Source organism: Photorhabdus sp. RM71S (genome assembly GCF_042879355.1).
In the GTDB taxonomy this organism is placed as follows: Bacteria; Pseudomonadota; Gammaproteobacteria; order Enterobacterales; family Enterobacteriaceae; genus Photorhabdus; species Photorhabdus kayaii.
The window spans coordinates 51818-76610 of sequence record NZ_JBHFKV010000013.1 but is presented as its reverse complement, the minus strand read 5'-3'; the positions used below and the strand labels follow the sequence as shown (position 1 = coordinate 76610).

At 40.5% G+C, this 24793-nt stretch carries 26 protein-coding genes; 14 read left to right on the top strand and 12 right to left on the bottom strand.

Annotated elements, in window-relative coordinates:
• Positions 1–231 precede the first annotated feature (231 nt).
• The 5 genes from ACGF5R_RS09645 to ACGF5R_RS09625 all read left to right on the top strand — a co-directional run bounded on the left by ACGF5R_RS09645 (position 232) and on the right by ACGF5R_RS09625 (position 4792).
• On the top strand, positions 232–1152 hold the full coding sequence (locus tag ACGF5R_RS09645; RefSeq protein WP_315903368.1) for a metal ABC transporter substrate-binding protein: 921 nt from the start codon (positions 232–234) through the stop codon (positions 1150–1152).
• Positions 1149–2045 carry a manganese/iron ABC transporter ATP-binding protein gene (locus ACGF5R_RS09640; protein WP_112893985.1) on the top strand — a complete coding sequence of 299 codons (897 nt, stop codon included), beginning with the start codon at positions 1149–1151 and terminating at the stop codon, positions 2043–2045. The genes ACGF5R_RS09645 and ACGF5R_RS09640 overlap by 4 nt, the downstream gene beginning before the upstream one ends.
• On the top strand, positions 2042–2920 hold the full coding sequence (locus tag ACGF5R_RS09635; protein ID WP_112875720.1) for a metal ABC transporter permease: 879 nt from the start codon (positions 2042–2044) through the stop codon (positions 2918–2920). The genes ACGF5R_RS09640 and ACGF5R_RS09635 overlap by 4 nt, the downstream gene beginning before the upstream one ends.
• A complete protein-coding gene (locus ACGF5R_RS09630; RefSeq protein WP_387690626.1) occupies positions 2917–3804 on the top strand; it encodes a metal ABC transporter permease in 888 nt (295 codons plus the stop codon). The genes ACGF5R_RS09635 and ACGF5R_RS09630 overlap by 4 nt, the downstream gene beginning before the upstream one ends.
• Positions 3805–3922: 118 nt before the next feature.
• Positions 3923–4792 carry a fructosamine kinase family protein gene (locus ACGF5R_RS09625; protein ID WP_112875718.1) on the top strand — a complete coding sequence of 290 codons (870 nt, stop codon included), beginning with the start codon at positions 3923–3925 and terminating at the stop codon, positions 4790–4792.
• Positions 4793–4847: 55 nt separating this feature from the next.
• Here the strand turns inward: ACGF5R_RS09625 and ACGF5R_RS09620 are convergent, their stop codons facing one another.
• Entirely contained in the window at positions 4848–5390 is a 543-nt protein-coding gene (locus ACGF5R_RS09620; protein ID WP_387690624.1) for a YniB family protein, read from the bottom strand.
• Positions 5391–5576: 186 nt separating this feature from the next.
• Here ACGF5R_RS09620 and hxpB point away from each other — a divergent pair, with 186 nt between their 5' ends.
• From hxpB to ACGF5R_RS09605, 3 genes are all read left to right on the top strand, one after another.
• Entirely contained in the window at positions 5577–6242 is a 666-nt protein-coding gene (gene hxpB / locus ACGF5R_RS09615) for a hexitol phosphatase HxpB (RefSeq protein ID WP_112875716.1), read from the top strand.
• 223 nt (positions 6243–6465) lie between these two features.
• The gene (locus ACGF5R_RS09610) at positions 6466–7014 is read left to right on the top strand and encodes a metal-dependent hydrolase (RefSeq protein WP_387690622.1); all 549 of its coding nucleotides are present in this window, start codon (positions 6466–6468) and stop codon (positions 7012–7014) included.
• Positions 7015–7201: 187 nt separating this feature from the next.
• Entirely contained in the window at positions 7202–8593 is a 1392-nt protein-coding gene (locus ACGF5R_RS09605; protein ID WP_387690620.1) for an L-cystine transporter, read from the top strand.
• 65 nt (positions 8594–8658) lie between these two features.
• On the opposite strand, the gene htpX is transcribed toward ACGF5R_RS09605, so the two are convergent.
• From htpX to ACGF5R_RS09585, 4 genes are all read right to left on the bottom strand, one after another.
• The gene (gene htpX, locus ACGF5R_RS09600) at positions 8659–9546 is read right to left on the bottom strand and encodes a protease HtpX (RefSeq protein ID WP_112875713.1); all 888 of its coding nucleotides are present in this window, start codon (positions 9544–9546) and stop codon (positions 8659–8661) included.
• A 342-nt stretch (positions 9547–9888) separates the two neighbouring features.
• Positions 9889–11940 (bottom strand): carboxy terminal-processing peptidase, encoded by a 2052-nt coding sequence (gene prc, locus ACGF5R_RS09595; RefSeq protein WP_262979963.1) that lies wholly within the window; start codon positions 11938–11940, stop codon positions 9889–9891.
• Positions 11941–11959: 19 nt separating this feature from the next.
• The gene (gene proQ, locus ACGF5R_RS09590; RefSeq protein ID WP_387690618.1) at positions 11960–12655 is read right to left on the bottom strand and encodes an RNA chaperone ProQ; all 696 of its coding nucleotides are present in this window, start codon (positions 12653–12655) and stop codon (positions 11960–11962) included.
• 95 nt (positions 12656–12750) lie between these two features.
• Positions 12751–13248 carry a GAF domain-containing protein gene (locus ACGF5R_RS09585; protein ID WP_112875710.1) on the bottom strand — a complete coding sequence of 166 codons (498 nt, stop codon included), beginning with the start codon at positions 13246–13248 and terminating at the stop codon, positions 12751–12753.
• A 667-nt stretch (positions 13249–13915) separates the two neighbouring features.
• Here ACGF5R_RS09585 and ACGF5R_RS09580 point away from each other — a divergent pair.
• Positions 13916–14158 carry a DUF1480 family protein gene (locus ACGF5R_RS09580; protein ID WP_112875709.1) on the top strand — a complete coding sequence of 81 codons (243 nt, stop codon included), beginning with the start codon at positions 13916–13918 and terminating at the stop codon, positions 14156–14158.
• Between the two features lie 226 nt (positions 14159–14384).
• Here ACGF5R_RS09580 and ACGF5R_RS09575 read toward each other — a convergent pair whose 3' ends face one another.
• The 4 genes from ACGF5R_RS09575 to ftnA form a co-directional block, all read right to left on the bottom strand.
• A complete protein-coding gene (locus ACGF5R_RS09575; RefSeq protein ID WP_112875708.1) occupies positions 14385–14726 on the bottom strand; it encodes a YebY family protein in 342 nt (113 codons plus the stop codon).
• A gap of 276 nt (positions 14727–15002) precedes the next feature.
• On the bottom strand, positions 15003–15896 hold the full coding sequence (gene copD / locus ACGF5R_RS09570) for a copper homeostasis membrane protein CopD (RefSeq protein ID WP_112875707.1): 894 nt from the start codon (positions 15894–15896) through the stop codon (positions 15003–15005).
• A gap of 2 nt (positions 15897–15898) precedes the next feature.
• Positions 15899–16285 carry a CopC domain-containing protein YobA gene (gene yobA, locus ACGF5R_RS09565; RefSeq protein WP_112875706.1) on the bottom strand — a complete coding sequence of 129 codons (387 nt, stop codon included), beginning with the start codon at positions 16283–16285 and terminating at the stop codon, positions 15899–15901.
• Positions 16286–16604: 319 nt separating this feature from the next.
• Positions 16605–17108 (bottom strand): non-heme ferritin, encoded by a 504-nt coding sequence (gene ftnA / locus ACGF5R_RS09560; protein WP_112875705.1) that lies wholly within the window; start codon positions 17106–17108, stop codon positions 16605–16607.
• Between the two features lie 313 nt (positions 17109–17421).
• Here ftnA and ACGF5R_RS09555 point away from each other — a divergent pair, with 313 nt between their 5' ends.
• On the top strand, positions 17422–17652 hold the full coding sequence (locus tag ACGF5R_RS09555; protein ID WP_112875704.1) for a DNA polymerase III subunit theta: 231 nt from the start codon (positions 17422–17424) through the stop codon (positions 17650–17652).
• Between the two features lie 174 nt (positions 17653–17826).
• Here the strand turns inward: ACGF5R_RS09555 and pip are convergent, their stop codons facing one another.
• The 3 genes from pip to ACGF5R_RS09540 form a co-directional block, all read right to left on the bottom strand.
• The gene (gene pip, locus ACGF5R_RS09550) at positions 17827–18780 is read right to left on the bottom strand and encodes a prolyl aminopeptidase (RefSeq protein WP_112875703.1); all 954 of its coding nucleotides are present in this window, start codon (positions 18778–18780) and stop codon (positions 17827–17829) included.
• Between the two features lie 73 nt (positions 18781–18853).
• Positions 18854–19228 (bottom strand): protein YebF, encoded by a 375-nt coding sequence (yebF, locus tag ACGF5R_RS09545; RefSeq protein ID WP_112875702.1) that lies wholly within the window; start codon positions 19226–19228, stop codon positions 18854–18856.
• Between the two features lie 101 nt (positions 19229–19329).
• The gene (locus ACGF5R_RS09540; RefSeq protein WP_112875701.1) at positions 19330–19515 is read right to left on the bottom strand and encodes a YoaH family protein; all 186 of its coding nucleotides are present in this window, start codon (positions 19513–19515) and stop codon (positions 19330–19332) included.
• Positions 19516–19779: 264 nt separating this feature from the next.
• Here ACGF5R_RS09540 and pabB point away from each other — a divergent pair, with 264 nt between their 5' ends.
• The 4 genes from pabB (at position 19780) to manX (ending at position 24727) form a co-directional block, all read left to right on the top strand.
• Positions 19780–21150, top strand: coding sequence for an aminodeoxychorismate synthase component 1 (gene pabB, locus ACGF5R_RS09535; protein ID WP_387690616.1), 1371 nt, complete (start codon positions 19780–19782; stop codon positions 21148–21150).
• A complete protein-coding gene (locus tag ACGF5R_RS09530; RefSeq protein ID WP_112875700.1) occupies positions 21147–21710 on the top strand; it encodes a CoA pyrophosphatase in 564 nt (187 codons plus the stop codon). The genes pabB and ACGF5R_RS09530 overlap by 4 nt, the downstream gene beginning before the upstream one ends.
• Positions 21711–21881: 171 nt before the next feature.
• Complete coding sequence (locus ACGF5R_RS09525) at positions 21882–23246, top strand: L-serine ammonia-lyase (protein WP_112875699.1); 1365 nt, start codon at positions 21882–21884, stop codon at positions 23244–23246.
• 497 nt (positions 23247–23743) lie between these two features.
• Complete coding sequence (manX, locus tag ACGF5R_RS09520) at positions 23744–24727, top strand: PTS mannose transporter subunit IIAB (RefSeq protein ID WP_387690614.1); 984 nt, start codon at positions 23744–23746, stop codon at positions 24725–24727.
• Positions 24728–24793: the final 66 nt, after the last annotated feature.

The following is a 24793-nucleotide window of genomic DNA, read 5'->3' as shown; positions in this document are numbered from 1 at the left end:
AGTCTTAATTTCACCCTATAATCCTCTGGATCAAATTTTGCTACAGCGCAGCATATACAATTTCGTTTACGATCTAAAAATATTTTTACTTAACTTTTCACTGTATTCGTGTTCATATCATATGGAATGACTATTGCGACAATCGCTGTTTCCAAATTTTATCATCTTGACTTTACTTAAATGATATTGATAATCGTTATCATATACTTATAACAAGTAAGGTTTGAATTTATGAAGAAAAAACTTTCTCTGCTTTTACTTTCTCCTCCTGTTCTGGGAATTATGTTGATTCTCTTATCTGTAATTCTATTTAGTCATCAGGTATCCGCCGCCAAACAATTTAAAGTTGTCACGACCTTTACTATTATCCAAGATATTGCACAAAACGTAGCAGGTGATGCGGCGATTGTTGAATCAATTACTAAACCTGGTGCCGAAATCCATGATTACCAACCCACCCCCAAAGATATTATAAAATCTCAACATGCTGATTTGATCCTTTGGAATGGGCTAAATCTAGAACGCTGGTTTGAACGCTTCTTTGAAAACCTTAAAGATGTACCTGCCGTTGTCATTACTGACGGCATTGAACCACTACCTATCCGTGAAGGGCCTTACAACGGGAACCCTAATCCTCACGCTTGGATGTCACCCACAAATGCTTTAATCTATATTGAGAATATTCGCCAAGCATTTGTGAAATACGATCCTGAAAATACAGAGATTTATAATAGGAATGCCAAAGCCTATGCTGAAAAAATTGCCCAACTGGATTCTCCACTGAGAGAACGTCTTTCTCGTATTCCACAGGATCAACGTTGGTTAGTCACCAGTGAAGGGGCTTTTAGTTATTTAGCTAAAGATTACCAATTCAAGGAAGTTTATCTATGGCCAATTAATGCGGAAGAACAAGGTTCACCACAACAAGTTCGTCATGTCATTGATACTGTAAGAGCAAACAAAATCCCAGTTGTATTTAGCGAAAGTACAATTTCAGATAAACCCGCAAAACAAGTCAGTAAAGAAACAGACGCCCGTTATGGTGGCGTTCTTTATGTAGATTCACTCTCCGGCAGTACTGGCCCGGTACCAACTTACATTGATTTACTGAACAAAACTGTAGATACAATCGCAAAAGGATTTAATCAATGAATAGCAATATACTGTTTGAACGTCCTCATTTAGTCGTTGATGACGCCACTGTGACTTATAACAACGGTCACACAGCTATTTATGATGCAAGTTTTTCTATCACCGGTGGAACTATTTGTGCGTTGGTGGGCATTAACGGTAGTGGTAAATCCACATTGTTTAAGACTATCATGGGACTGGTAAGCCCATCTCAGGGAAAAGTAACTCTGAGTGATATGCCAGTCAAAAATGCGTTGAAGAAAAATATTATTGCATATGTCCCTCAAACAGAAGAAGTCGACTGGAACTTTCCAGTATTGGTTTCTGATGTCGTTATGATGGGCCGCTATGGGAAAATGGGATTCCTGAGAATCCCAAGTAAAAGAGATCACCAAGCTGTTGATAAAGCACTTGAACGTGTCGGTTTAACGGCCCTACGCAACCGACAGATTGGCGAACTCTCAGGCGGACAAAAAAAACGGGTTTTTCTTGCAAGGGCTCTGGCTCAGGAAGGTAAAGTTCTATTACTAGATGAACCTTTTACTGGTGTTGATGTAAAAACAGAGAATGCCATCATTGACCTGTTGTGTGATTTACGTGATGAGGGCCATCTGGTTCTGGTTTCTACACATAACCTCGGTAGCGTGCCTGAATTCTGCGATCATGTTATCCTAATCAACCGAACGGTTCTAGCAAGTGGCCCAACAGAAACAACGTTCACCCAAAAAAATTTAGAGATGACTTTTGGTGGAGTACTTCGTCATATTAATCTATCCGGTCCGGAATTACATGATGATGATGATCCACGCTCCTTGACTGTTATTACTGATGATGAACGCGCAGCCGTATTTTATGGTCATGATCATCATGTTCCGCCAAGGCAAGGTCAGCATAAGGAGAAGCGTCAATCATGACAGAGCTTTTGCTGCAACCTTTTCACTACAATTACATGGTAAAAGCCATCTGGGTTAGTGCCATCGTCGGTGCCGTCTGTGCCTTCCTTTCTTCCTACCTGATGTTAAAAGGCTGGTCATTGATGGGAGACGCGCTCTCTCACTCAGTTGTGCCTGGCGTCGCTGGTGCTTATGCGCTAGGTCTTCCTTATGCAGGTGGTGCTTTTTTTACCGGAATGCTGGCAGCTCTGTCTATGACTTTAGTTCGTCATATCACTCGCTTACGTGAAGATGCAGTAATCGGGTTCATTTTTTCCACTTTCTTTGCGGTCGGCTTATTAATCGTTTCCCTCAATCCTACATCGGTTAACGTACAAACCATTATTTTCGGCAATATCCTTGGCATCGCTGATGAAGATGTTCTCCAAGTTGAAATCATTATTGCGATTTCATTTATCGTGCTCATGTTTATCTGGAAAGATTTGCTAATTGTATTTTTTGATGAAACGCATGCTCGCTCTATCGGCTTATCCCCCTTGCGGATGAAAATCATTTTTTTTACTTTGTTGAGTGCTTGTACTGTCGCAGCTTTACAAACTGTCGGCGCTATTCTGGTGATTGCAATGGTTGTCACTCCAGGCGCAACAGCTTACTTATTAACAGATCGTTTTAAGCACCTGCTGATCATTGCCGTTACTATTGGTTCCCTGACCAGTGCATTTGGCGCTTACCTAAGCTTTTTCCTTAACGGCGCTACTGGTGGTGTCATTGTCACGCTGCAAACCGTTATTTTCCTACTCGCATTCTTCTTTGCACCAAAGCATGGGCTATTCGCTTCACGTATACGTGCCAGAAAAGAATCCTCAGCCTTGGCTCAGGAGACAACACAATTATGAATGAGTTGACACAGTTAATCACTGAGCCGTTTATGTTTCCATTTATGCAACGGGCGGTATTTGCTGCTATTGTAACAGGTGCAGTATGTGCAATACTCTCTTGTTATCTGGTTCTTAAGGGCTGGTCGTTAATGGGTGATGCCATCTCTCACGCTGTATTACCAGGCATTGTACTAGCTTTCGCTGCTGGTATACCGCTGGCTATTGGCGCATTCCTTTCCGGTATTTTTTGTGCTTTTGCAACAGGATATCTGAAAGAACATAGCCGGATAAAAGAAGATACTGTCATGGGAATTGTCTTTTCAGGCATGTTTGCCTTTGGTTTAGTTCTTTTTGCCCGAATAGACACTGACCAACATCTCACTCATATTCTGTTCGGAAATATTCTAGGGATCACTAAAGATGAATTGAATCAAACATTATGGATTACCTGTATCACTATGGCGGTAGTACTGCTAAAGCGCAAAGACTTCATGCTTTACTGCTTCGATCCAAACCAAGCACGCGTAGTGGGATTACCTGTTAAGCTTTTGCATTACGGTTTACTTTGTCTATTGTCAATGACCATTGTCGCTTCCCTGCAAGCCGTGGGAATGATTTTGGTTATCGCAATGTTGATATCACCGGGAATCATCGCTTTCATGTTATGCCGCAGTTTTGACCGAATGTTAATTGTCGCTATCATTGCATCAGTCAGTTCCTGTGTCCTGGGTACTCTGGTCAGTTTCCACATTGATGGTGCAACGGGGCCATGCATTGTTATTGTTCAGGCTATCTTCTTTACACTGGCACTGGCTTACAGTCAGATAAAACTTGTAAGAACAAAATCCAAACGTAAAACGTATCAAGCAGCCCTACAAATCTCTAACGAACCCAATCAATAACAAAAAGGGTTATATCTGTTTTGAGATATAACCCTGTTAATCATCTTTTTTACCTGATCATATGTTTTCTCTGACTATAATTGTTCATAAAGTAATTGACGACATAGAGAGGTGAACCATGTGGCAGACAGTAAATCGTTTGTTAAACGAACATTTCGGTGTTGCTGAAATTCACGATAAAACTGAGTTAGCCGGAGGGGACATCCACCAAGCTTGGCGAGTCACACATGGAAAACGACAAGTTTTTGTCAAATCAAATCTGCGCGAGATGCTCCCTGTCTTCAAAGCAGAATCAGAACAGCTTGAACTCCTGGCACGCAGCCAAACTATCCGTGTTCCAACTGTTTATGGTATTGGCAACACCCGTGACCATAGCTTTCTATTGCTTGAATTTCTGCCTTTAAAATCTTTCGACCCTCACAGTGCCTATTGCTTCGGTCAACAACTGGCAAAACTTCATCAATGGAGTGAGCAACCTCAATTCGGCTTTGACTTTGACAATATGCTGGCAACAACTCCACAACCTAATGGCTGGCAACGACGTTGGCACCAATTTTATGCGGAAAAGCGGGTTGGTTGGCAATTACAAATCGCAGCAGAAAAAAACATGATATTTGGTGATATTGATAATATCGTTCAAGCTATAAGTAACAAACTTCAACACCATCAGCCACAACCCTCTCTGTTACATGGCGATCTCTGGCCAGCTAATTGTGCTTCACTAGATGACCAAGCCGTTGCCTTCGACCCAGCCTGTTATTGGGGAGATCGTGAATGTGATTTCGCTATGTTACCGTTATACCCTGACTTACCAATGCAAATTTTTGATGGCTATCAGAGCATATGGCCACTCCCTGCCAACTTTATTGAACGGCAACCTGTGTATCAGCTCTATTATTTGCTTAACCGGAGTAATCTATTTGGTGGTGATAATCTTATTGCGGTTCAAAATATTCTCGATAATATTTTGACTGAAAATAGCCAATAGATGGGTAATCAGGCTGCGAAAATACTTATTCCGCAGCTATAGCCAACCGGAGAATCTACCAGCCTAAGATTTTCAATAGAAAATAAAAAATTCCACCGATAATTACCGGTGAAATATATAAGATATAAATCTGACTGAACAGTGTATGACGAGGAAGTTTAATTTTTAATTCAATCTGTTCTCTCGTTAGGCCATCATTGCCTTTAGCTTTTTCAATAATAAGCTGATCTTCAATGTTTTCTCGTATAAACTTCACTTGTCTGTATATCCGTTGACCTGACGCACTCATAGCAAGGCCGAAAAAAATAAGAAAATAGATAATCAGGAAACCAAGCGTTGATCCGGTAAAACCAGCCAGACGATCAGGTGTTGGTGAGTTTTTCCAGAAGAAATCCAGAAATGGGGTATTAAAACGCACCATTTCAGCCATCATTTTCAGGAAATCATCCAAAACAGCATTGATACCATCACCTTTAATACCGTGCAGCCAGGCAAGATTAATCACAGAAACAATGGTCGATAAAAGTGCCGGAACAAAAATCACCCAACCTAAAACTCGCTTAATAATAGCGATGTATCCGGCTTTTTGGTAAGTCATCGATACCCCTCATAACAATAAGCAGATTTTATTTTTGGCTAATCATAGCCCATCAATCACCAAATTTAACTTTATATTTAATTAACTAAGCATTTCTTACCATGTTCCCGATCAGGAAAAGATTTCACCTACTGAGATTGTTACAATCAGCTTTCGCTAACTGTCTGACCAAAGAGAGATACTTAAATGTCTTTTCATTTACCAATAAAAGCAGCCATTTTCGATATGGACGGCTTACTGATTGACTCTGAACCCTATTGGACCCAAGGAGAAAAAGAAGTATTTAGTGAATTAGGTCTGGATTTCTCTTTAGCAGAAAAACTACCAGATACTCTTGGATTGCGAATTGACCAAGTTGTGGAACTTTGGTATCAGGCTTCTCCCTGGCAAGGGGCATCAAAATCAGACGTGGAACAGCGAATTACCGACCATGTTATCGATTTGGTAAAAGAAAACCGTCCTTTACTCCCAGGTGTTGAATATGCTTTAAACCTTTGCCGCAAACAAGGACTAAAAATCGGCCTAGCCTCAGCTTCTCCACAATATATGTTGGAACAAGTACTCGAAATGTTCAGCCTTAATCACTATTTTGATACTGTCGTTTCTGCTGCCAACTTACCTCATAGTAAACCCAATCCCGAAGTTTATTTGCGCGCTGCGGAGCAATTGGATGTCGCTCCGATAAATTGTGTGGCCCTGGAAGATTCATTCAATGGAATGATAGCAACAAAAGCTGCAAGAATGCGTTCAATCGTTGTGCCATCCGCTCATCACTTTGATGACCCAAGTTGGGTTCTCGCAGATATTAAACTACATTCTCTCGAGCAACTCACTGTCATGAACATCACCTGATTATAACTTTAGCTGCCATCATTTATGCCGATGGCAGCTTCTTATTGTTCACATAGTAGTCGTGGCGCTTATGTCTTATTCTGCCAAACAAAAATCTAATTAAATATTAACGTCATATATTAATAAATAAGATATTTTTGCTTTTCACCCTCTATCTTACCCACATAAAACCCTCTATACTTCGCCGACTGTATGGATAGACAGTTATTAGTCAGAGGAATTTATGACCGCAGAAGGGCATCTTTTATTTTCAGTTGCCAGCATCATCTTGGCACATAAGCTAGAGATAACACCAGAGATAGCTTATGGAGACTGGTTGCATATGCTACCAGGGGTACTGCTTACTGCCTTGTTACCCGACATCGATCACCCTAATTCAACCCTGGGTAGATTATTCAGATTTATCTCCATTCCTATTGCCAAACTCTGCGGTCATAGAGGCTTTACTCACAGTTTACTTGCTCTCATATTAGGGATTACTTTATTTTGGCTAAAAATACCCGAAGAGGGGCTAATTCCAACTGATTTTTTCCATGCCATGATTGTTGGCTATTTGAGCCATCTGGTTGCAGATATGCTAACACCTGCTGGTGTGCCGTTATTATGGCCAATCAAAATACGTTTCTGTCTACCTGTGCTTGGCAAGCAAGGAAATAAGAAAGCAGAAAGGTTTATTTCTGCCTTATTAATTGTCATTGCCATTTTTCTACCAGAAGATATTGAATATTCTATACTTTTTTATATAAATCGCATCAAAGATCTCTATTTCTAATGCTCTAATTGACTAAAAATAAATCTTAAAAGTCACATTAATTATATTAAATTCTATATAGTTATAAATGAGAATAGTTTAATCTGGTACTATATTCCCCAACTGCTTGTTGTAATGTGTTCGTTTGCAAACCTACACGATTCGATACAGCTTATGACTTAACTAAATTGAATTCTGGAGTTTGGGGATGAATTTACCACTCATTTCGAATGTGCTCGTCTTCGTAGCACTGCTTTTGCTATTGTCAAAAGCCAGTTCACGGCAATGGAATCTGTCGAAAAAGGTTTTTGCGGGCCTTGCCATTGGCATTACTTTTGGCTTAGCACTGCAACTGATTTATGGTTCTGATAATACCATAGTGAAGGAATCCATATCATGGTTCAACATTGTAGGTAATGGCTACGTACAACTTCTACAAATGGTCATTATGCCTCTGATATTTGCCTCTATTTTGAGTGCAGTCGCCAAACTACACAAAGCATCTTCTCTGGGAAAAATCAGCTTTCTGACTATCGGAACGTTGTTATTCACTACAATGATTGCAGCACTTATCGGTATCATGATTATCAACCTGTTCGGCCTGACTGCTGAAGGTCTGATTCAAGGTCCCCAAGAAACAACACGTCTGTCTGCTATCGAAAACAACTATGTCAGCAAAGTCTCTGATTTATCTGTACCACAATTGATTTTATCTTTTATTCCTAAAAATCCGTTCGCAGATTTAACCGGCGCTAACCCAACTTCTGTTATCAGCGTTGTTATTTTCGCAACCTTCTTAGGTATCGCGGCCCTGCAAATGTTGAAAGATGATCATGAGAGGGGTGAACGCATATTAGTCGCTATCGACACTATACAGGCATGGGTAATGAAACTGGTTCGTCTGGTTATGCGCTTAACGCCGTATGGTGTTATGGCCCTGATGACCAAAGTTGTCGCCAACTCTAATATCCATGAAATTGCAAAACTGGGAACCTTTGTTATCGCATCCTACATTGCACTAGCACTAGTATTTGTTGCTCATGGGTTTCTACTTTCTCTCTTCGGCATCAATCCACTTAGATTTTTCAAAAAAACTTGGCCAGTGTTGACTTTTGCATTCACCAGCCGTTCCAGTGCTGCCAGTATTCCACTGAATGTCGAAACCCAGACACTCCGTATTGGCGTACCAGAATCAATCGCCAGCTTTTCAGCATCTTTTGGAGCAACAATTGGTCAGAATGGCTGTGCCGGAATTTATCCCGCCATGTTGGCCGCAATGGTTGCTCCAACAGTAGGCATAAACCCACTCGACCCAATGTGGATTGCAACACTCATTGGCATTGTCACTATCAGCTCTGCTGGCGTTGCTGGTGTGGGCGGCGGTGCTACGTTTGCAGCACTGATTGTCTTACCCGCAATGGGACTACCTGTAACGTTGATTGCTTTATTGATTTCTGTTGAGCCTCTCATTGATATGGGCCGTACGGCACTGAATGTAAGTGGTTCAATGACTGCTGGCACTATTACCAGCCAACTGATGGGACAAACTGATAAAACTATCTTCGATCAGGAAGAACACGTTGAATTAAGTCAGCTATAATTTAAACTTCAAAAACTGTAAAAAAGCCGGAATTGATTCCCCGGCTTTTTATTTTATTCACAATATTATTTATTCAGGTACTGTCCACTACGCAGTGCTTCAATACGTTTGTCCAATGGTGGGTGAGACATGAACAGCTCACTGAATGTTTTTGACTTACCATTAATACAGAACGCCATCATACTGCCTTCTTCCTGCGGTTCATAACTGGTTTTCAGGCGCTGTAAAGCAGCGATCATTTTCTCACGACCGACCAACTTGGCAGAACCTGCATCTGCATGGAATTCGCGATAACGTGAGAACCACATTGTGATAATGCTCGCCAGAATACCAAATACTATTTCCAACACCATTGAAACAACCATGTAAACAATAGGATTGCCCGAGGAGTTACTCTCTTCCTCATCACTGTTGCCAGACAGGAAACTTGATACAGCTTGAGCCAGTAGACGGGAAATAAAGATAACGAAAGTATTTACTATCCCTTGCAACAAGGTCATCGTCACCATATCACCATTAGCAATATGACTAATCTCATGAGCAATAACAGCTTCTGCTTCTGCCCTACTCATGTTATCCAATAGACCGGTGCTGACAGCAACCAGAGAAGCATTACGACGCGCTCCGGTAGCGAATGCGTTAATATCAGGCGCGGCATAAATCGCAACCTGGGGCATGGCAATATTGACTTGTTCCGCTTGACGGCGAACAGTTTCAACTAACCAATGTTCAACTTCATTTGCTGGCTGTTCTATGACCTGGGCACCCACAGAACGCAGGGCCATCCATTTGGACATCAACAGGGAAACAAACGCCCCACCGAATCCGAACAGACCAGCCATAATCATCAAACCTTGTACACTACTCCCCTGAATTCCTGTCAAAGAAAGTATTATCCCGAACACCAACATAACAGCGAGGTTAGTGAGGAGGAACAAAACAATTCGCATCATAAAAACCGGCTTCCTTTATTAATAATCAATGCACTTTCAGAACTACTCTATAAATAAGGCTGTTCTTACTATATTCAAGGCTTTTAGCCTGTTAAGCGATAAAACCAACATAACTTTACAAAATCATGAAAAAAACCACATTAGCCTAACACCAATTGGTTAAACAAAATACGCCAATACCTGGTAATACTGAGAAAATGTGAAATAATTCATCCTTCCTGAAAAGAAAAAACACCTTCAAGAGACTGTTTATATTACTGGTAGCCCAATATACCATTCACTCAAAACATCCCAAGCGAACGATATTGGGCATTAATCATTAACAGGCTTTAACCCATTATTTTACTTAGACTTAGCCAACATTTTCTCAGCAGGTTGGTGCGCTAAATCAAGTGCAATCTTCACTGACTCATCAAGATAGGGATCCGGCCCCTGATAATCTTTAGGCAAATCATCCAGTGAAGTTAACGGTTTTTTACCCTCGCGTTTAAAGCGATCATTTATGCGATTCAACTTCAGAGCATCCGCTTCTTTATTCTCTTTCTCTCTTTGTACATAGTTCAGAGAAACAATATTTTTATGCTCTTTCAGCGCTTTATAGTGAGCAATATCCTCATTGATATACTTGAATTCTGGATCAGTTGTAATGCGGGCATTGTGAGCAACATTCAACTGAGGAACCAATGCAGCAATAATTTTAGACCCTGTATAATGGGCAGGAGGAATGCTATCCCAAGGCAAAGCATTATCTTCGAAACTTTCCCCGGTTTCTGCCGGATCAACCCCCGTAGGCATTACGATATCAGGAGTAACCCCTTTACGCTGAGTACTACCGCCATTGACACGATAAAACTTCTGAATCGTATATTGAACAGATCCCAGTGATGGCCAATCAGGACGCATCATTTGATCGTAAATACGACTCAAAGAACGATATTGCTGAACTGTACCTTTACCAAAAGTCGGTTCACCAACAATCAACGCTCGCCCATAATCCTGCATTGCTGCGGCAAAAATTTCAGAAGCAGAAGCACTAAAATGGTCTACCAGAACAACCAAAGGTCCTTTATAGTACACCACTTCATCAGTATCAGAATCCTGACGAATTTTCCCATTATTATCTCTAACCTGGACAATCGGGCCACTTGGGAGAAACAAGCCTGATAAAGAAACCGCTTCTGTCAGCGCACCACCACCATTGCTACGCAAATCAATGACAATAGCACTGACATGCTGTTTGGTCAGTTTTTGTAATTGAGTTTTAACATTATCAGTCAAACCAACATAAAAACCCGGGATATCAAGCACGCCCACTTTTTCCTGACCCATTGTCTTAACTGACATCTTCACAGCCCGATCTTCCAAACGGATCTGTTCGCGAGTTAAAATAACAGTACGCGGTTTTGCTCCTTTGGTATCAGAAATAACCTCAAGCCGCACTTTACTCCCTTTAGGACCTTTAATCAGCGCAACCACATCATCCAGACGCCAGCCAATAATATCCACCATAGACTTTCCTGACTGGGCAACACCGATAATCTTATCACCCACGTTTAATGCTTTGCTTTTGGCGGCAGGTCCACCAGCAACCAAAGAATTTATGACCGTGTAGTCATCATCTATTTGCAAAACAGCACCAATCCCTTCCAGGGAAAGACTCATTTCTGAGTTAAACTGTTCAGTATTGCGTGGTGAAAGATAATTAGTATGAGGATCAATTTCACGGGCAAACGCAGTCATAATCAATTGGAAAACATCTTCACTCTGGCTTTGTGTCAGACGTTTTAACGCGGATTGATAGCGTTTGGTGAGCATCTCTTTGATTTTCTTGTCCTCTTTGCCGCTGAGCTTGAGGTTGAGCCAATCATATTTAACTTTAGCATCCCAAAGTTTATTTAGCTCTTCCACACTCTGCGGCCAAGGGGCTTTGGAACGATCAACATCAATTGTATCGTTACCATCAAAATTCATTGGCTGTTCAAGACGCGATAAAGCGTACTGATAACGCTCAAAGCGACGTTTCTGTAACAAATTAAACAAGTCATACGGAATTTCCAGATTCCCATTTTCCAACTCCTTGCCTAACAACTTTTTCTTATCGGCATACTGAGCAACATCTGACGCTAATAATATGTTATGGCTGTAATCCAGTATATTAAGATAGCGGTCAAATATTTTTGCCGAAAAATCACCATCTAAATCAAATTGGCGATAATGAGAACGAGTGAAGCGGGATGTTACCCGCTCGCTAACTGTTGAATGCTGAGGCTCTTGCTTCAATATAGGTAATTGTTCAATACCAACAGGAACAGCCACTGGACTGTTTGTATTTGCATAACAAGTACCAAAAATTGAAACACCTAAGACAAAAGCCAGTTTGACGAATTTGTTCATGCCCAGGTCGGCCTCCGTATCAGAACTGTAAATGTTCTGCGCGTACAATCATTGCCAAACCGGAAGGCAATTGTACCCGTACACCATCTTTGGCGACTTCAAGCACAGAAGCATCCACTGAACTTTTACCCACTCTTACTTTAATTTCCTGACCAATTTTCAGCGATGAAACATCGACAATCTGAATCGGTACAGGTTTAGCAACGGGTTTACGTGCTTGCTGAGGGCGCTTTTGCTGGCGTGGTGGCTGCCGTTTTTCCCCCTCAGTATTATTAGCGCGGCGACGAGGAGCTGGTTTCTTGGCTGTGGGCCGTTCATTTTTTTCACCAGCAGCCACATTTTCAGCTTCACGTTTTTTAGCTCTTTGCTCTGCACGCTGTGCCTGAACCCGTGCTTTAGCTTCAGTCAGTTGCTGAAGAGCGTGCTCAATGTGTTCCGCTTCCAATTCACCGCATGAATTACCATCAAGGTCAACACGCTGCGCACCTTCTTTCACACCATACAGGTAACGCCAACTTGATGTGTACAGACGCAAGGCGGAACGCAGTTGTGTTTTACTTAAACACTCTTCGTCCTGAATACGTTCAACGATATCTTGAAAAATACCGATCTTTAAAGGACGAGCTTCACCTTCGGCTACGAAACAGAGCGGGAAACGCTCAGCTAAAAAAGCAATAATCTCTTTACTACTATTCAACTTAGGTTGATTTTCCATGAAATTTCCTGATTACAACGGTTTTGCCAACCAGCATAGGCATGAACTGGCGTCATTATAATAGCGTTGCTGATAAATGCCACGTTATCCATATGTTAAGTTACATTCAATTCAACATATTTCGGCACAACGCACTGTTCTAAATGAGCACAAAGCCCATCAATAAGGGCTTGTAAGCCAAATTCGTCTTTCTCGTCGAACCTATTAAAGACCGTACTATCAATATCCAATACACCAATAATTCTATCGCTTACGATCAACGGCAACACAATTTCAGCGTTACTAGCAACATCACAGGCGATATGACCAGGGAACGCATGAACATCATCAACACGCTGGATACGCTTTTTCAATACAGCCGTTCCGCATACCCCCTTGCCAACAGGTATTCTGACACAAGCAACTTTTCCCTGAAATGGCCCTAACACCAACGTATTACCATCAATCAGGTAAAAGCCAACCCAGTTAACGTCATGCAAACGTTCATACAACAATGCACTGGTATTAGCCAGCGTCGCTATTAAGTCATACTCACCAGACAACAGAGCTTTTAGGTCTCCCGTAAGCTCCCGATAGAACTCATTTTTATTCATAATTGACCTATCCGATGAAATTCACAAAACGCATCTCTATTTTTATATCAAAAAAACATCAAGTGCCCATAACAATAAGGTTAACAGTCTGTCACACTGACGTAAATTTTTTACTGTCTTTAATAAGATATTCTTTAATTATATTTATTGAATACTTGCAAAGGCTAGTGAGATATCACACTACTTCACCAAAACATTATCAGAGGTACAACCAGTATGAATATGATTCACTGTTAGTGCCTCTATGCCCTCATACAATAAAATCAAATTGAGTTTTTACACAATTATAAAGATCAATTATCTGATAACAGTATCGCTCATTAGCCCCTTTCATTTGAGAATTGACTAGTGGTGTAGTAAAAAAACCAAACATTCAAACAAGTTATCCATAGAATTATTGCATTTACCACACCATCACCAACACTTTGAGTCCTTATTACCACACAAAATAAATATTTCCTACTGAATGTATAAAAGGTCAAAGAATAACAGAGATAAAAAAAGCAATATGACAAGAGTAAGTTTTAGAACAGATCATTATAACAGCAATATCATCTACCGATTATCCAGCACAGAAAATATTATTACTGGAAATCTCAGCTATTTGATCTATTCTCAATGATGGCCCCACTGGTCTTACCTGTTATCTAAAAGTTAAGGAGCGATCATGAACCAGACAAAATTAAGAATTTCCAGCTACGAAATTGATGATGCTATTCTCTCTTCACCTTCCCAAGAGGACGATATCACCATTAGTATTCCTTGTAATTCCGACCACGAACTTTGTATGCAGTTGGATGGATGGGATGAACATACCAGTATTCCCGCCTTACTAAACGATAAACACATTCTTCTCTACCGAAAGCATTATGATAGACAAAAACATGCATGGGTTATGAGGGTGGTCTGATGTCCACAAAAATTGTGACAAAAAGAGGCCGAGTTGACTCCTCTACTCGGCCTAGGGAAAATGGCTCTTAAGAGCCGTGCGCTAAAAGTGTCATTGAGACGAAAAACAACTTACAATTTAAAGAGTAGCTGACATACTTGCATTTTACCAACTTTTTGGATAATAAATAATCAAAAACAACATCTTCCATTAAGCCAAAATAGACGCTATCGCTTACTCAATGACATTATCTTTTATCGCACAATGCTAAAGCTGCTTGTTGGAATGGCTCTATACTCATTTTTTGAGTCGGATTTTTGCTATCATCCAATAGAATAATATCCAAAGACTTAGCATTCACTTTCCCCACCTTCATCATATCCGTGGCTATATCATTCAATGGGTATTGCACTAACGTACTTGGATTAATCACAAACAGAGCCTTATTTGCTCGGCAATCCAACATCACCTCTTCCCGTGTAAATGCCCATTTATCACCAAATTGTAGCTTACTCACCGTTTCAATCGGTGCAGCAACATTTTGAAAAGAGAGACAAAACAAGGAAAATAATAAAAGTAAACGTTTCATAATAGTTACCAATGTAGATATAAAAGCGAGCGAAATGGATCTTTTCACACACTATCTATACACTCCCGTTTTTTCCATATTCACTATATTTTAGTGTCAAGAATAGACTATACCCTATGGATTTCAAGATGCATTGCGACGGCAAGGGAGCGAATCCCCGGGAGCATAGATAACTATGTGACCGGGGTGAGTGAGTGCAGCCAACAAAGAGGCAATTTGAAAGATAACGGGTATATACCAACAGCACCTATTGAGACAGATAATTAATTAAGAAAATCAAATCGGTTGATAAGTAGCAAAAACAGCAACACATAATAGAACTAATGCTCCAAGAATAATTTCAACCCAACTATTGATAATTAACAATTGATAGCGGCCAGGCTGCTTCAGTTTAGGAACCAAGATATAGCGGTTAATTAATGCAAGCATCACCATACCCACCACCAATGCTATCTTCAGCCATAGCATGGATTGATATTCACTACCGCTATATTTCGGCCAGTTCGGTAGCAAAATTAAGCCGCTTATAATACCAGTAATGATAATTAGGGTTACAGCAACGTGACCATATGTGGAAAAACGCATCATAGAGATCATAATCTGTTTATCCAACCCTATAGCCAATTCATTTTGTATCCGTAAAAATTGCAAACATAACAAAAACGGCCATAATCCACCAAACCAGTATCCAACACTCACTAAGTGAATTACCTGATTAATCTGAGAAAAAACACCTGTTATCCCATCATGCATTACCGAATGGCCTATAAAGGCATGGCAGGAGAGTAAAACAGCAGAACTGATTAACATCAAAATATTTCTGGCTTTTTGTTTACTGATAAACAAAAACCCTGTAGCAACTATTGAAACCAGTATTTGCCATTGCCAAACTTTACCAAAAGTTGTTTCCAATACTGCCAACCAGATTTCTAGATTACAAATATCCTGCCAACCATCACCCATTATTCCCGATTGAATTGCCAACCATCCCATTGTTGTTACTAATGTCACAACTGTACTGATAATTACCCCTACACGAAGGCGCACATCAATCAGAACAGATAAACGCTCAGGAACCAATATGGCAGTAAATATGCTAAAACCAAACACTAACATAACTGCCACGAAATGAGTGAAGCGACAAAGAATATACAGCGTCGCTAGAGACATAATTATTTCACTGTAAAGCTATAGACACCTTTAGTCTTATGCCCATCAACAGAGACCACGCTCCAGTTAACATCATATCTCCCTGTCGTCAGTTTATCTTCGATAGGAAGAATAAGTTTCGTATTAGTTACCGGATCAAGCTTCAATTTTCCCGTTTTAATGGGTTTATTTTCCGGGCCAATCACTTTTATTTTACTAAAACTCAGCTCAATACCTTCAGAAAAGCTTAGCGTGATCACCTGCGGTGTATTTTCTACTGTAGTATCTTCTGCCGGAATTTGTTCTGTTAAATGCGCATGAGCCAAAGCTTGCTGGCAAGATATGGCAACAAAAAGGACAATTAAAGCAGATAATTTTCGGCCAAAAGAGCGGATTGTGCTAATGGTCATCAATAACCTCTTAATTTTCAAATGAATCTCTATATACCCGTCATCTTTCAAGTTGCCTCTTTGTTGGCTACACTCACTCACCCCGGTCACATAGTTACCTATGCTCCCGGGGATTCGCTCCCTTGCCGTCGCGATGCATCTTGAAATCCATAGGATATAAATTGTCATCATTTTATATCAAAAGAATTATTTTATCTGCGATAACTTACAATAAGAATTTCGTCTTGTGAACTATCGCGCAAAAATAAAGGAAAACCGCAGTATTGACTTTAAATACCTAAAGTTATTGCGACTACTGCAGCTAATTAATTCCATTTCATTAGACAGGATTTGCAGCAGCCAGACCTTTCAGATCCTTATCTAATAAGAAAAGTGCTTTACCATCCTCACCAACCATATCCAGTTTATCAAGGATAGATTTAAACAATTTCTCTTCTTCATGCTGTTCTGCTACATACCATTGCAGAAAGTTAAAAGTAGAATAATCCTGCGCGGTTATCGCCAAATGAGCCAGTTTATTAATTTCGGCAGTAATAAATTTCTCGTGTTCATAAGTTCTATTGAGTACATGAGATATAGATTCATAATCGGCCGAAGGTGCATCAATTTGCCCCAAACGTGGCATTGCGCCTGTATCACTCAGATACTCAAACAAGCGATGCATATGTTGCATCTCTTCCTGAGAGTGCGATTTAAAAAACGCAGCGGCACCTGGTAACCCTTGTTCACTACACCATGCACTCATTTGCAGATATAAATTCGCAGAATAGAACTCCAGATTCATCTGCTCATTTAATTTATTAACCATTTCTTGATTTAACATAATAGATACTCCAGTTATTAATTGAACTATATTATGCCAATTAAATTAAAATAATAAAACCCAATAATAAAAATAAATCAAAAATAAGTATCACATTGAAATATCAATATATTTTTTAATAAAAAAATGAAAATGAATCTCATTTAATATATTTAAATGAAAATGAATCACATTTACAAAATAATCTTCATCAAGGAATTTCGATATTTAATGATAATGAATATTATTTATATTTATAAAATAATCAATTCAGCCCTTGCCAGAAAAACCTGCTTGGATTAGTTTTATCACTTTGTGAATGAGAGAGACACTGATGAAACATAATCTGGCCGAACTTTCTACAGAGAATATGGACAAAGTGAATGTTGATTTGGCAGCTTCTGGTGTAGCCTTTAAGGAACGTTACAATATGCCGGTACTTCCTGATACAGTTGAACAAGAACAACCCGAACATCTGCGGCAATATTTTCAACAACGTTTAGTGCATTATCGCCAATTATCCAAACAATTTTCCAATTTACCCTACGAGCCAAAAGGCCGCTGATCATCCAGTAAGAATGGGTAACCACCGGATAACCGGTGGTTATATACCCTATGGATTTCAAGATGGATCGCGGCGGCAAGGGAACGAATCCCCGGGAGCATAGAGAACTATGTGACCGGGGTGAGTGAGTGCAGCCAACAAAGAGGCAACTTGAAAGATAACGGGTATATCCAATTACTGATCTGCAAACCTATCTGTTGCACTAATAAGCTGATGTAAAATACCCGGCTCATCAAATGAATGCCCTGCTCCTTCAATGATATGTAATTCCGCTTCCGGCCATGCCTGCGCCAGATCCCAAGCATTTTGCACCCGGCAAGCCATATCATATCGGCCATGAATGATAACTGCCGGAATATCCCGTATAACGTCAATATTATTCAACAGTTGCTGCTCCTCATTCATAAAACCCTCATTGATAAAATAGTGGTTCTCAATCCGAGCAAATGCCAAAGCAAACTCATCTTCCGTAAAACACTCTACATTATTTGAAGGAAGCAATGTTACCGTCTCTCCTTCCCATAAACTCCAGAGACGCGCGGCTTCTAATTGCACCCGAAGATCATTACTAGTCAGCCGCTTATTATATGCTCTGATCACATCCTTTCGTTCCCTTTCCGATAAAATAGATACCGTTCGTTGCCATTTGTCAGGGAAGAAATTAGAAGCACCATCCTGATAATACCAGTGCAACTCTTGTGGTCTCAGCAAGAAAATTCCCCGAAGAATTAATTCAGAAACGTGTTGGGGATGAGTCTGGGCGTAAACTAAAGATAAAGTTGAACCCCACGAACCACCAAATACCAGCCATTTTTCTACTCCCATCAATTGACGTAAGCGCTCAATATCTTCAACTAAATGCCAAGTGGTATTATTTTCCAAACTGGCATGAGGTCTTGAACGCCCACAACCACGCTGATCAAATAACATGACATGATATTTCTTCGGGTCGAATAACCGACGATGATAAGAGGCAATACCACCCCCCGGCCCACCATGAATAAATACAGCTGGCTTACCTACAGGATTACCACACAATTCCCAATAAATTTGATGACCGTCGCCTGTATCCAAATACCCCGAACGATAAGCTTCACAAGCCGGATATAATTTTCTCAATTCTGACATAACATTTCCTTTACTGGCTAACACCAAATCTAGTATCCGTCTAATGACGGGTAGAGATAACTATCAGAAAATGTCATTTCAATTCGCTATAGCTAATCGTATTTTGCTGACAATCAACGACAACTCGGTAATCTTTGTCACGCTTAGAACCACGAACAGTCAGCGGAATTTTTAATACATCTTTATCGCCAGTGATATTTTCCGCTTTTACCCATACCACTGGTTTAGACGTTCCCAATTGCTTTCTATCTTCTGACCAATGGTTAATGCGGTTTTGCAGAAAATCACGCTTTACTTGAGCGGCAATTTGCGATTTAGTTAAATTGTCACAAGAAATAAATTTATCAACACGTTTGTTCTCCGACACAGCAGATACTGTGAATGAAACCGTGAGCAAAAGTGCAGCACCTGATAGGCCAACTCTGTTAATGATATGACATGCTTTCATACTACCTCCCGTTAATATCTCAAAGTAAGAGATTAAATATGGAGCTAACCTAACATGTCAGGTAAAATAAATGTGTGATTATTGTTAAATAAATAATTTAATTATGTTGATTTTTCATCATCAAACACCACATTAACCTGCTCTTTTCCTCGATGCCGCTCACGAAGTTCTTGTGCAACCAACGCAATCGCTTCGCCACTGCTCATTCCTTCAACCATCAATTGCTGAATTTTTTCTACCGCTCGTTGCTGTTCCTCATGGGATAAAGTTGGCATCTCTGAAAACATGATAATAACCTCTATAAAGTGATCTATGCCGAAGAGTATAGCGATTTTTAACTCAAGTAAGGAATGGATTTCTATGTTAATCTGTAAGGATTAAAATCAAGACTAACTTTTGCATTACAATTGCTAAACCAACACTATACCCAATGGATTTCAAGATGCATCGCGACGGCAAGGGAGTGAATCCCCGGGAGCATAGGTAACTATGTGACCGGGGTGAGCGAGTGCAGCCAACAAAGAGGCAACTTGAAAGATAACGGGTATATAATGAGCATTTCACTACAAAAACGGCAATTACCCTATCAACCAGACGCTGCCATCAACTATTTCGCGCCGATTTCAAATCAGTCTTGGGCGATGCTGTTCCATTCTGGTGCTGCCAACCATCCCCATAACCGGTTCGATATTTTGGTTGCAGAACCACGGATAACACTGTTCAGTCATAATAAATCAACTGAAATAAATGAAGATGGCAATAGCTATATTACTGAGGAAGATCCCTTTTACCTGCTAAAAAGACAACTAGAGAAATTAAATATTACAGCAAAGCTTGATCCTGATTTGCCATTTCAGGGCGGTACGCTAGGTCTATGGGGATATGATCTTGGGCGTTATATTGAAGAGTTACCATCACAAGCCAAAAATGAGCTGTCATTTCCAGATATGGCAATAGGTATTTATGACTGGGCGCTAATTGTTGATCATCACAAAAAAGAGGTGATTTTATTCAGCTACAGTGATGTTGACACGCGTCTGAACTGGCTTACTTCTCACCCAGTTTCGCCAAAAATGGCTTTTACGTTGACCAGTGAGTGGCAATCAAATATGAGTGCCAAACAATATCATGAGAAAATTAACTGCATTCATCACTATCTGTTAAGTGGTGACTGTTATCAAGTTAACCTGGCACAACGATTTTGCGCTGATTACCAAGGAGATGAATGGCAAGCATTCATAAAACTTAATGAGAACAACCGCGCACCTTTTTCCGCCTTTATTCGTTTACCGGAAAACAGCGTTATCAGCGTCTCTCCTGAACGTTTTTTACTCTTGGAAAATAAACAAATTCAAACTCGCCCGATTAAGGGAACATTACCGCGCTTAAGTGATACAGAAAAGGACATATTGCAAGCTGTAAAACTGGCAGCCTCGAAAAAAGATCAGGCTGAAAATTTGATGATCGTCGATTTATTGCGTAATGATATTGGCCGGGTAGCCACACCCGGGTCAGTTAAAGTTCCTGAATTATTTGTAGTTGAACAATTCCCTGCCGTTCATCATCTGGTTAGCACAATCACCGCAACACTGCCAAATGAACAACATACTACGGATTTATTACGTGCCTGCTTTCCCGGTGGTTCTATTACCGGAGCGCCTAAAATCAGAACAATGGAAATAATAGAAGAGCTTGAACCTCACCGCCGACATGGATATTGTGGTTCAATTGGCTATATTAGTTTCTGTGGCACAATGGACAGCAATATCAACATTCGTACCCTCTTAACTGAGAAAGAAAAAATATATTGCTGGGCCGGTGGCGGAATCGTTGCCGACAGCATTGCTGAAAAAGAGTATCAGGAAACATTTGATAAGTTGAATCGTATCTTGCCGCAACTAGGGAAAATAAAAGTAATATGATATCACTGTCTGATTTCGTTAACAGATTTCAGTTACAACTTCCACCACCACCTAAACGGCTTTCAGATAACAACCGCCATGCTGCGGTGTTATTACCAATCATCTGCAAACCGAAGCCAACGTTATTATTGACCCGACGCTCCGCCACTTTACGATCACATGCCGGTCAAGTCGCCTTTCCAGGGGGGGCTGCTGATCCTAAAGATAAATCAATAATCGCGACAGCACTACGAGAAGCGGAAGAAGAAGTTAACATACCTCATCAGAAAGTTCAGGTTCTGGGACAACTCGCTCCTTTAAATAGCATCAGTGGCTATCTGGTGACGCCTATTGTCGGATTATTGCCTCCCGGATTATCCCTCCACAGCAACCCGGCGGAAGTTGCCAAAATATTCGAAGTTCCTCTATCTGAAGCGCTTTCACTTTCGAGTTATCATTATCTTGACGTTAGTCGCCGTGGTCAGCGGCATCGTATCTATTTTTACTGGTATCAGCAGCATCTCATTTGGGGATTGACAGCGACAATAATTCATCAATTAGCTCAACAAATTCAGGTTTGATCCAAATCATTTAAGGATAACAAATTTGTATTTTTTTTACTCATCTTTATCGCTGTTGCTATCATAATTCAAAAAAACCTGTAAACTCCCTTATCAACACTACTAAATCACAGTAAAGTAGCGTACCTCAATATATATAACTATATCTCTATCTTTTTTAAGGAGTCTGGCGTGATTAGCGTTTTCGACATGTTTAAGGTCGGTATTGGCCCATCTAGCTCTCATACGGTTGGCCCGATGAAAGCCGGCAAACAGTTTGTCGACGATCTGGTAAACCAGGGATTAATGCCTTCTATCACGCGTGTAGCCGTCGATGTTTACGGCTCACTCTCATTAACCGGCAAGGGTCATCATACGGATATCGCCATTATCATGGGTCTGGCAGGTAATTTACCCGCCACCGTTGATATTGATTCGATCCCCGGTTTTATTCGTGATGTAGAGCAAACACAGCGTATTAAACTAGCCAACGGTTTACATGAAGTCGATTTCCCACGTGATAGCGGCATGGTTTTCCGAAGTGATAATCTGTCATTACATGAAAACGGCATGCAAATTCACGCATTCTCGGGGGACAAAAAAGTTTATAGCAAAACCTACTACTCGATTGGTGGTGGTTTTATTGTTGATGAAGAACACTTTGGTAAACCCTCTCAGGATACCAAACCAGTTTCATATCCATTCAATTCAGCAAAAGAATTACTGATGAATTGTAATAAAACCGGGTTATCTATTTCCGGTTTAATGATGAAAAACGAACTGGATCTCCACAGCAAAGAAGAAATTAATGCCTATTTTGCCGATGTCTGGGATACCATGCAGGCTTGCATTGAACGTGGTTTGAACACCGAAGGGGTTTTACCTGGCCCACTGCGTGTACCACGCCGGGCAGCGGCATTACATCGTATGCTAACCTCATCAAATAATTTATCTAATGATCCAATGAATGTCGTGGATTTGGTGAATATGTTTGCCTTGGCAGTCAATGAAGAAAATGCTGCGGGTGGGCGTGTTGTTACCGCACCAACCAATGGCGCTTGTGGCATTGTTCCTGCCGTACTCGCTTATTACAACCATTGCATTGAACCTGTAACACCAGAGCTCTATATCCGCTATTTCCTGGCTTCTGGCGCTATTGGCATCCTATATAAAATGAATGCATCGATATCTGGAGCTGAAGTGGGTTGCCAAGGGGAAGTAGGCGTTGCCTGCTCGATGGCAGCAGCCGGCCTTGCTGAACTGCTCGGTGGCAGCGCTGAACAGGTCTGTGTTGCGGCTGAAATCGGTATGGAACATAACCTCGGCCTTACCTGTGACCCGGTAGCAGGCCAGGTACAAGTACCTTGTATTGAACGAAATGCCATTGCGTCAGTAAAAGCAATCAATGCTGCACGCATGGCTTTGCGCCGTACCAGTGAACCGCGCGTTTCTCTCGATAAAGTTATTGAAACCATGTACGAAACAGGTAAAGACATGAACGCTAAATATCGTGAAACATCCCGCGGTGGGTTAGCAATTAAGGTTCAGTGTGATTAATCAAATAAATAACTTATTTTTTAATCAGTAAATGCTTCTGTAATGAAAATATCCCTACCCTATGGTTGGGATATTTTTTGACCAAAACGTGGAATGATCATCTTTTGATCTAAAAAGATGAATATGTTTTCCATTTTAAACTAATAAGATGTTATCGAAAACAGAATAAATATCTAACAATAAGCAAATTATAGATAATTATAAATTAATTTTGCGATTTTTAGCTTATTAAATTGTTTTGTGGTTAACATTTTTATCTATTTCATTTTTTCTGACTGACAGCAATTTTCCTCTGGTATTTCTAATGTTAATCTAACAGCCGATTTTTTCAGTCAATAAGAGATAAAGTCTAAATCAAGTCAAATATTTAGGTATCATATTGATAAAAGGTCACTATTCATACAAATAAGATTTTTATTGGAGGAATGATTCATCAAAATTATTGCAGTAACTTTGTAATAATCCTGCGTTTATATTGTTAACAGAGGGGAAAACAGGTGAGTATAGCCATTATGATTGGCACACACGGGGCTGCGGCTGAGCAACTGCTTCGTACCGCAGAGATGTTAATTGGAGAGCAAGAAAATGTTTCTTACATTGACTTCGTTCCTGGTGAAAATGCCGATACCTTATTTGAAAAATACAACAGTAAACTGGAAACGCTTAATACAGCGCAAGGTGTACTGTTTCTTGTCGATACATGGGGAGGAAGTCCATTCAATGCGGCTAGCCGTATCGCCGTAGATAAAGAGAATTATGAGATCATCACCGGAGTTAACGTTCCAATGCTGGTTGAAACCTTTATGTGTCGAGATGATGACCCATCTCTGGCAGAACTGGTTTCTGTTGCTCTGGAAACCGGGAAAGAAGGCATCCGGGCCCTGAAAACAGAAGAACCTCAAAAAGCTGAACCAGCCAAGCCCGTGGCATCCGTTGCGGCACCTTCATTTGCACCATCAACCGGTAGTCATATGAAAATTGCACTGGCTCGAATTGATGACCGCCTCATTCATGGTCAGGTTGCTACACGTTGGACAAAAGAAACCAATGTCAAACGGATCATTGTCGTCAGCGATGAAGTTGCTGCTGATACTGTCCGTACCACCTTGCTAAAACAAGTTGCTCCACCGGGGCTCAGTGCTCACGTTGTTGATGTTGCAAAATGTGTTCGCGTTTATAACAACCCGAAATATGCCAATGAACGTGTCATGTTACTGTTTACAAACCCAACAGATGTTTTGCGTTTAATCGAAGATGGTGTCGATATCACTTCTGTCAACATTGGTGGAATGGCTTTCCGTCAGGGAAAAACGCAAGTTAACAACGCAATATCCGTTGATGAAACCGATATTGCAGCTTTCAAAAAACTAAATGAACGAGGCATTGAACTTGAAGCCCGTAAGGTTGCCAGTGACAGCCGCTTACAAATGATGGATCTACTCCAGAAGGTTAAAAACGAAAATCAGAACAGAGCAATTTAACTATTACTCAACGACAAAAATCACTCAATGACAAAAATTTCTCACCAAATTTAATTTGGTTACAGG

Excerpts from the sequence above, each read along its gene's own strand:
- ACGF5R_RS09645 (WP_315903368.1), top strand. The coding sequence starts at position 232 with ATGAAGAAAAAACTTTCTCTGCTTTTACTTTCTCCTCCTGTTCTGGGA.
- ACGF5R_RS09640 (WP_112893985.1), top strand. The coding sequence starts at position 1,149 with ATGAATAGCAATATACTGTTTGAACGTCCTCATTTAGTCGTTGATGAC.
- ACGF5R_RS09635 (WP_112875720.1), top strand. The coding sequence starts at position 2,042 with ATGACAGAGCTTTTGCTGCAACCTTTTCACTACAATTACATGGTAAAA.
- ACGF5R_RS09630 (WP_387690626.1), top strand. The coding sequence starts at position 2,917 with ATGAATGAGTTGACACAGTTAATCACTGAGCCGTTTATGTTTCCATTT.
- ACGF5R_RS09625 (WP_112875718.1), top strand. The coding sequence starts at position 3,923 with ATGTGGCAGACAGTAAATCGTTTGTTAAACGAACATTTCGGTGTTGCT.
- ACGF5R_RS09620 (WP_387690624.1), bottom strand. The coding sequence starts at position 5,390 with ATGACTTACCAAAAAGCCGGATACATCGCTATTATTAAGCGAGTTTTA.
- hxpB (WP_112875716.1), top strand. The coding sequence starts at position 5,577 with ATGTCTTTTCATTTACCAATAAAAGCAGCCATTTTCGATATGGACGGC.
- ACGF5R_RS09610 (WP_387690622.1), top strand. The coding sequence starts at position 6,466 with ATGACCGCAGAAGGGCATCTTTTATTTTCAGTTGCCAGCATCATCTTG.
- ACGF5R_RS09605 (WP_387690620.1), top strand. The coding sequence starts at position 7,202 with ATGAATTTACCACTCATTTCGAATGTGCTCGTCTTCGTAGCACTGCTT.
- htpX (WP_112875713.1), bottom strand. The coding sequence starts at position 9,546 with ATGATGCGAATTGTTTTGTTCCTCCTCACTAACCTCGCTGTTATGTTG.
- prc (WP_262979963.1), bottom strand. The coding sequence starts at position 11,940 with ATGAACAAATTCGTCAAACTGGCTTTTGTCTTAGGTGTTTCAATTTTT.
- proQ (WP_387690618.1), bottom strand. The coding sequence starts at position 12,655 with ATGGAAAATCAACCTAAGTTGAATAGTAGTAAAGAGATTATTGCTTTT.
- ACGF5R_RS09585 (WP_112875710.1), bottom strand. The coding sequence starts at position 13,248 with ATGAATAAAAATGAGTTCTATCGGGAGCTTACGGGAGACCTAAAAGCT.
- ACGF5R_RS09580 (WP_112875709.1), top strand. The coding sequence starts at position 13,916 with ATGAACCAGACAAAATTAAGAATTTCCAGCTACGAAATTGATGATGCT.
- ACGF5R_RS09575 (WP_112875708.1), bottom strand. The coding sequence starts at position 14,726 with ATGAAACGTTTACTTTTATTATTTTCCTTGTTTTGTCTCTCTTTTCAA.
- copD (WP_112875707.1), bottom strand. The coding sequence starts at position 15,896 with ATGTCTCTAGCGACGCTGTATATTCTTTGTCGCTTCACTCATTTCGTG.
- yobA (WP_112875706.1), bottom strand. The coding sequence starts at position 16,285 with ATGACCATTAGCACAATCCGCTCTTTTGGCCGAAAATTATCTGCTTTA.
- ftnA (WP_112875705.1), bottom strand. The coding sequence starts at position 17,108 with ATGTTAAATCAAGAAATGGTTAATAAATTAAATGAGCAGATGAATCTG.
- ACGF5R_RS09555 (WP_112875704.1), top strand. The coding sequence starts at position 17,422 with ATGAAACATAATCTGGCCGAACTTTCTACAGAGAATATGGACAAAGTG.
- pip (WP_112875703.1), bottom strand. The coding sequence starts at position 18,780 with ATGTCAGAATTGAGAAAATTATATCCGGCTTGTGAAGCTTATCGTTCG.
- yebF (WP_112875702.1), bottom strand. The coding sequence starts at position 19,228 with ATGAAAGCATGTCATATCATTAACAGAGTTGGCCTATCAGGTGCTGCA.
- ACGF5R_RS09540 (WP_112875701.1), bottom strand. The coding sequence starts at position 19,515 with ATGTTTTCAGAGATGCCAACTTTATCCCATGAGGAACAGCAACGAGCG.
- pabB (WP_387690616.1), top strand. The coding sequence starts at position 19,780 with ATGAGCATTTCACTACAAAAACGGCAATTACCCTATCAACCAGACGCT.
- ACGF5R_RS09530 (WP_112875700.1), top strand. The coding sequence starts at position 21,147 with ATGATATCACTGTCTGATTTCGTTAACAGATTTCAGTTACAACTTCCA.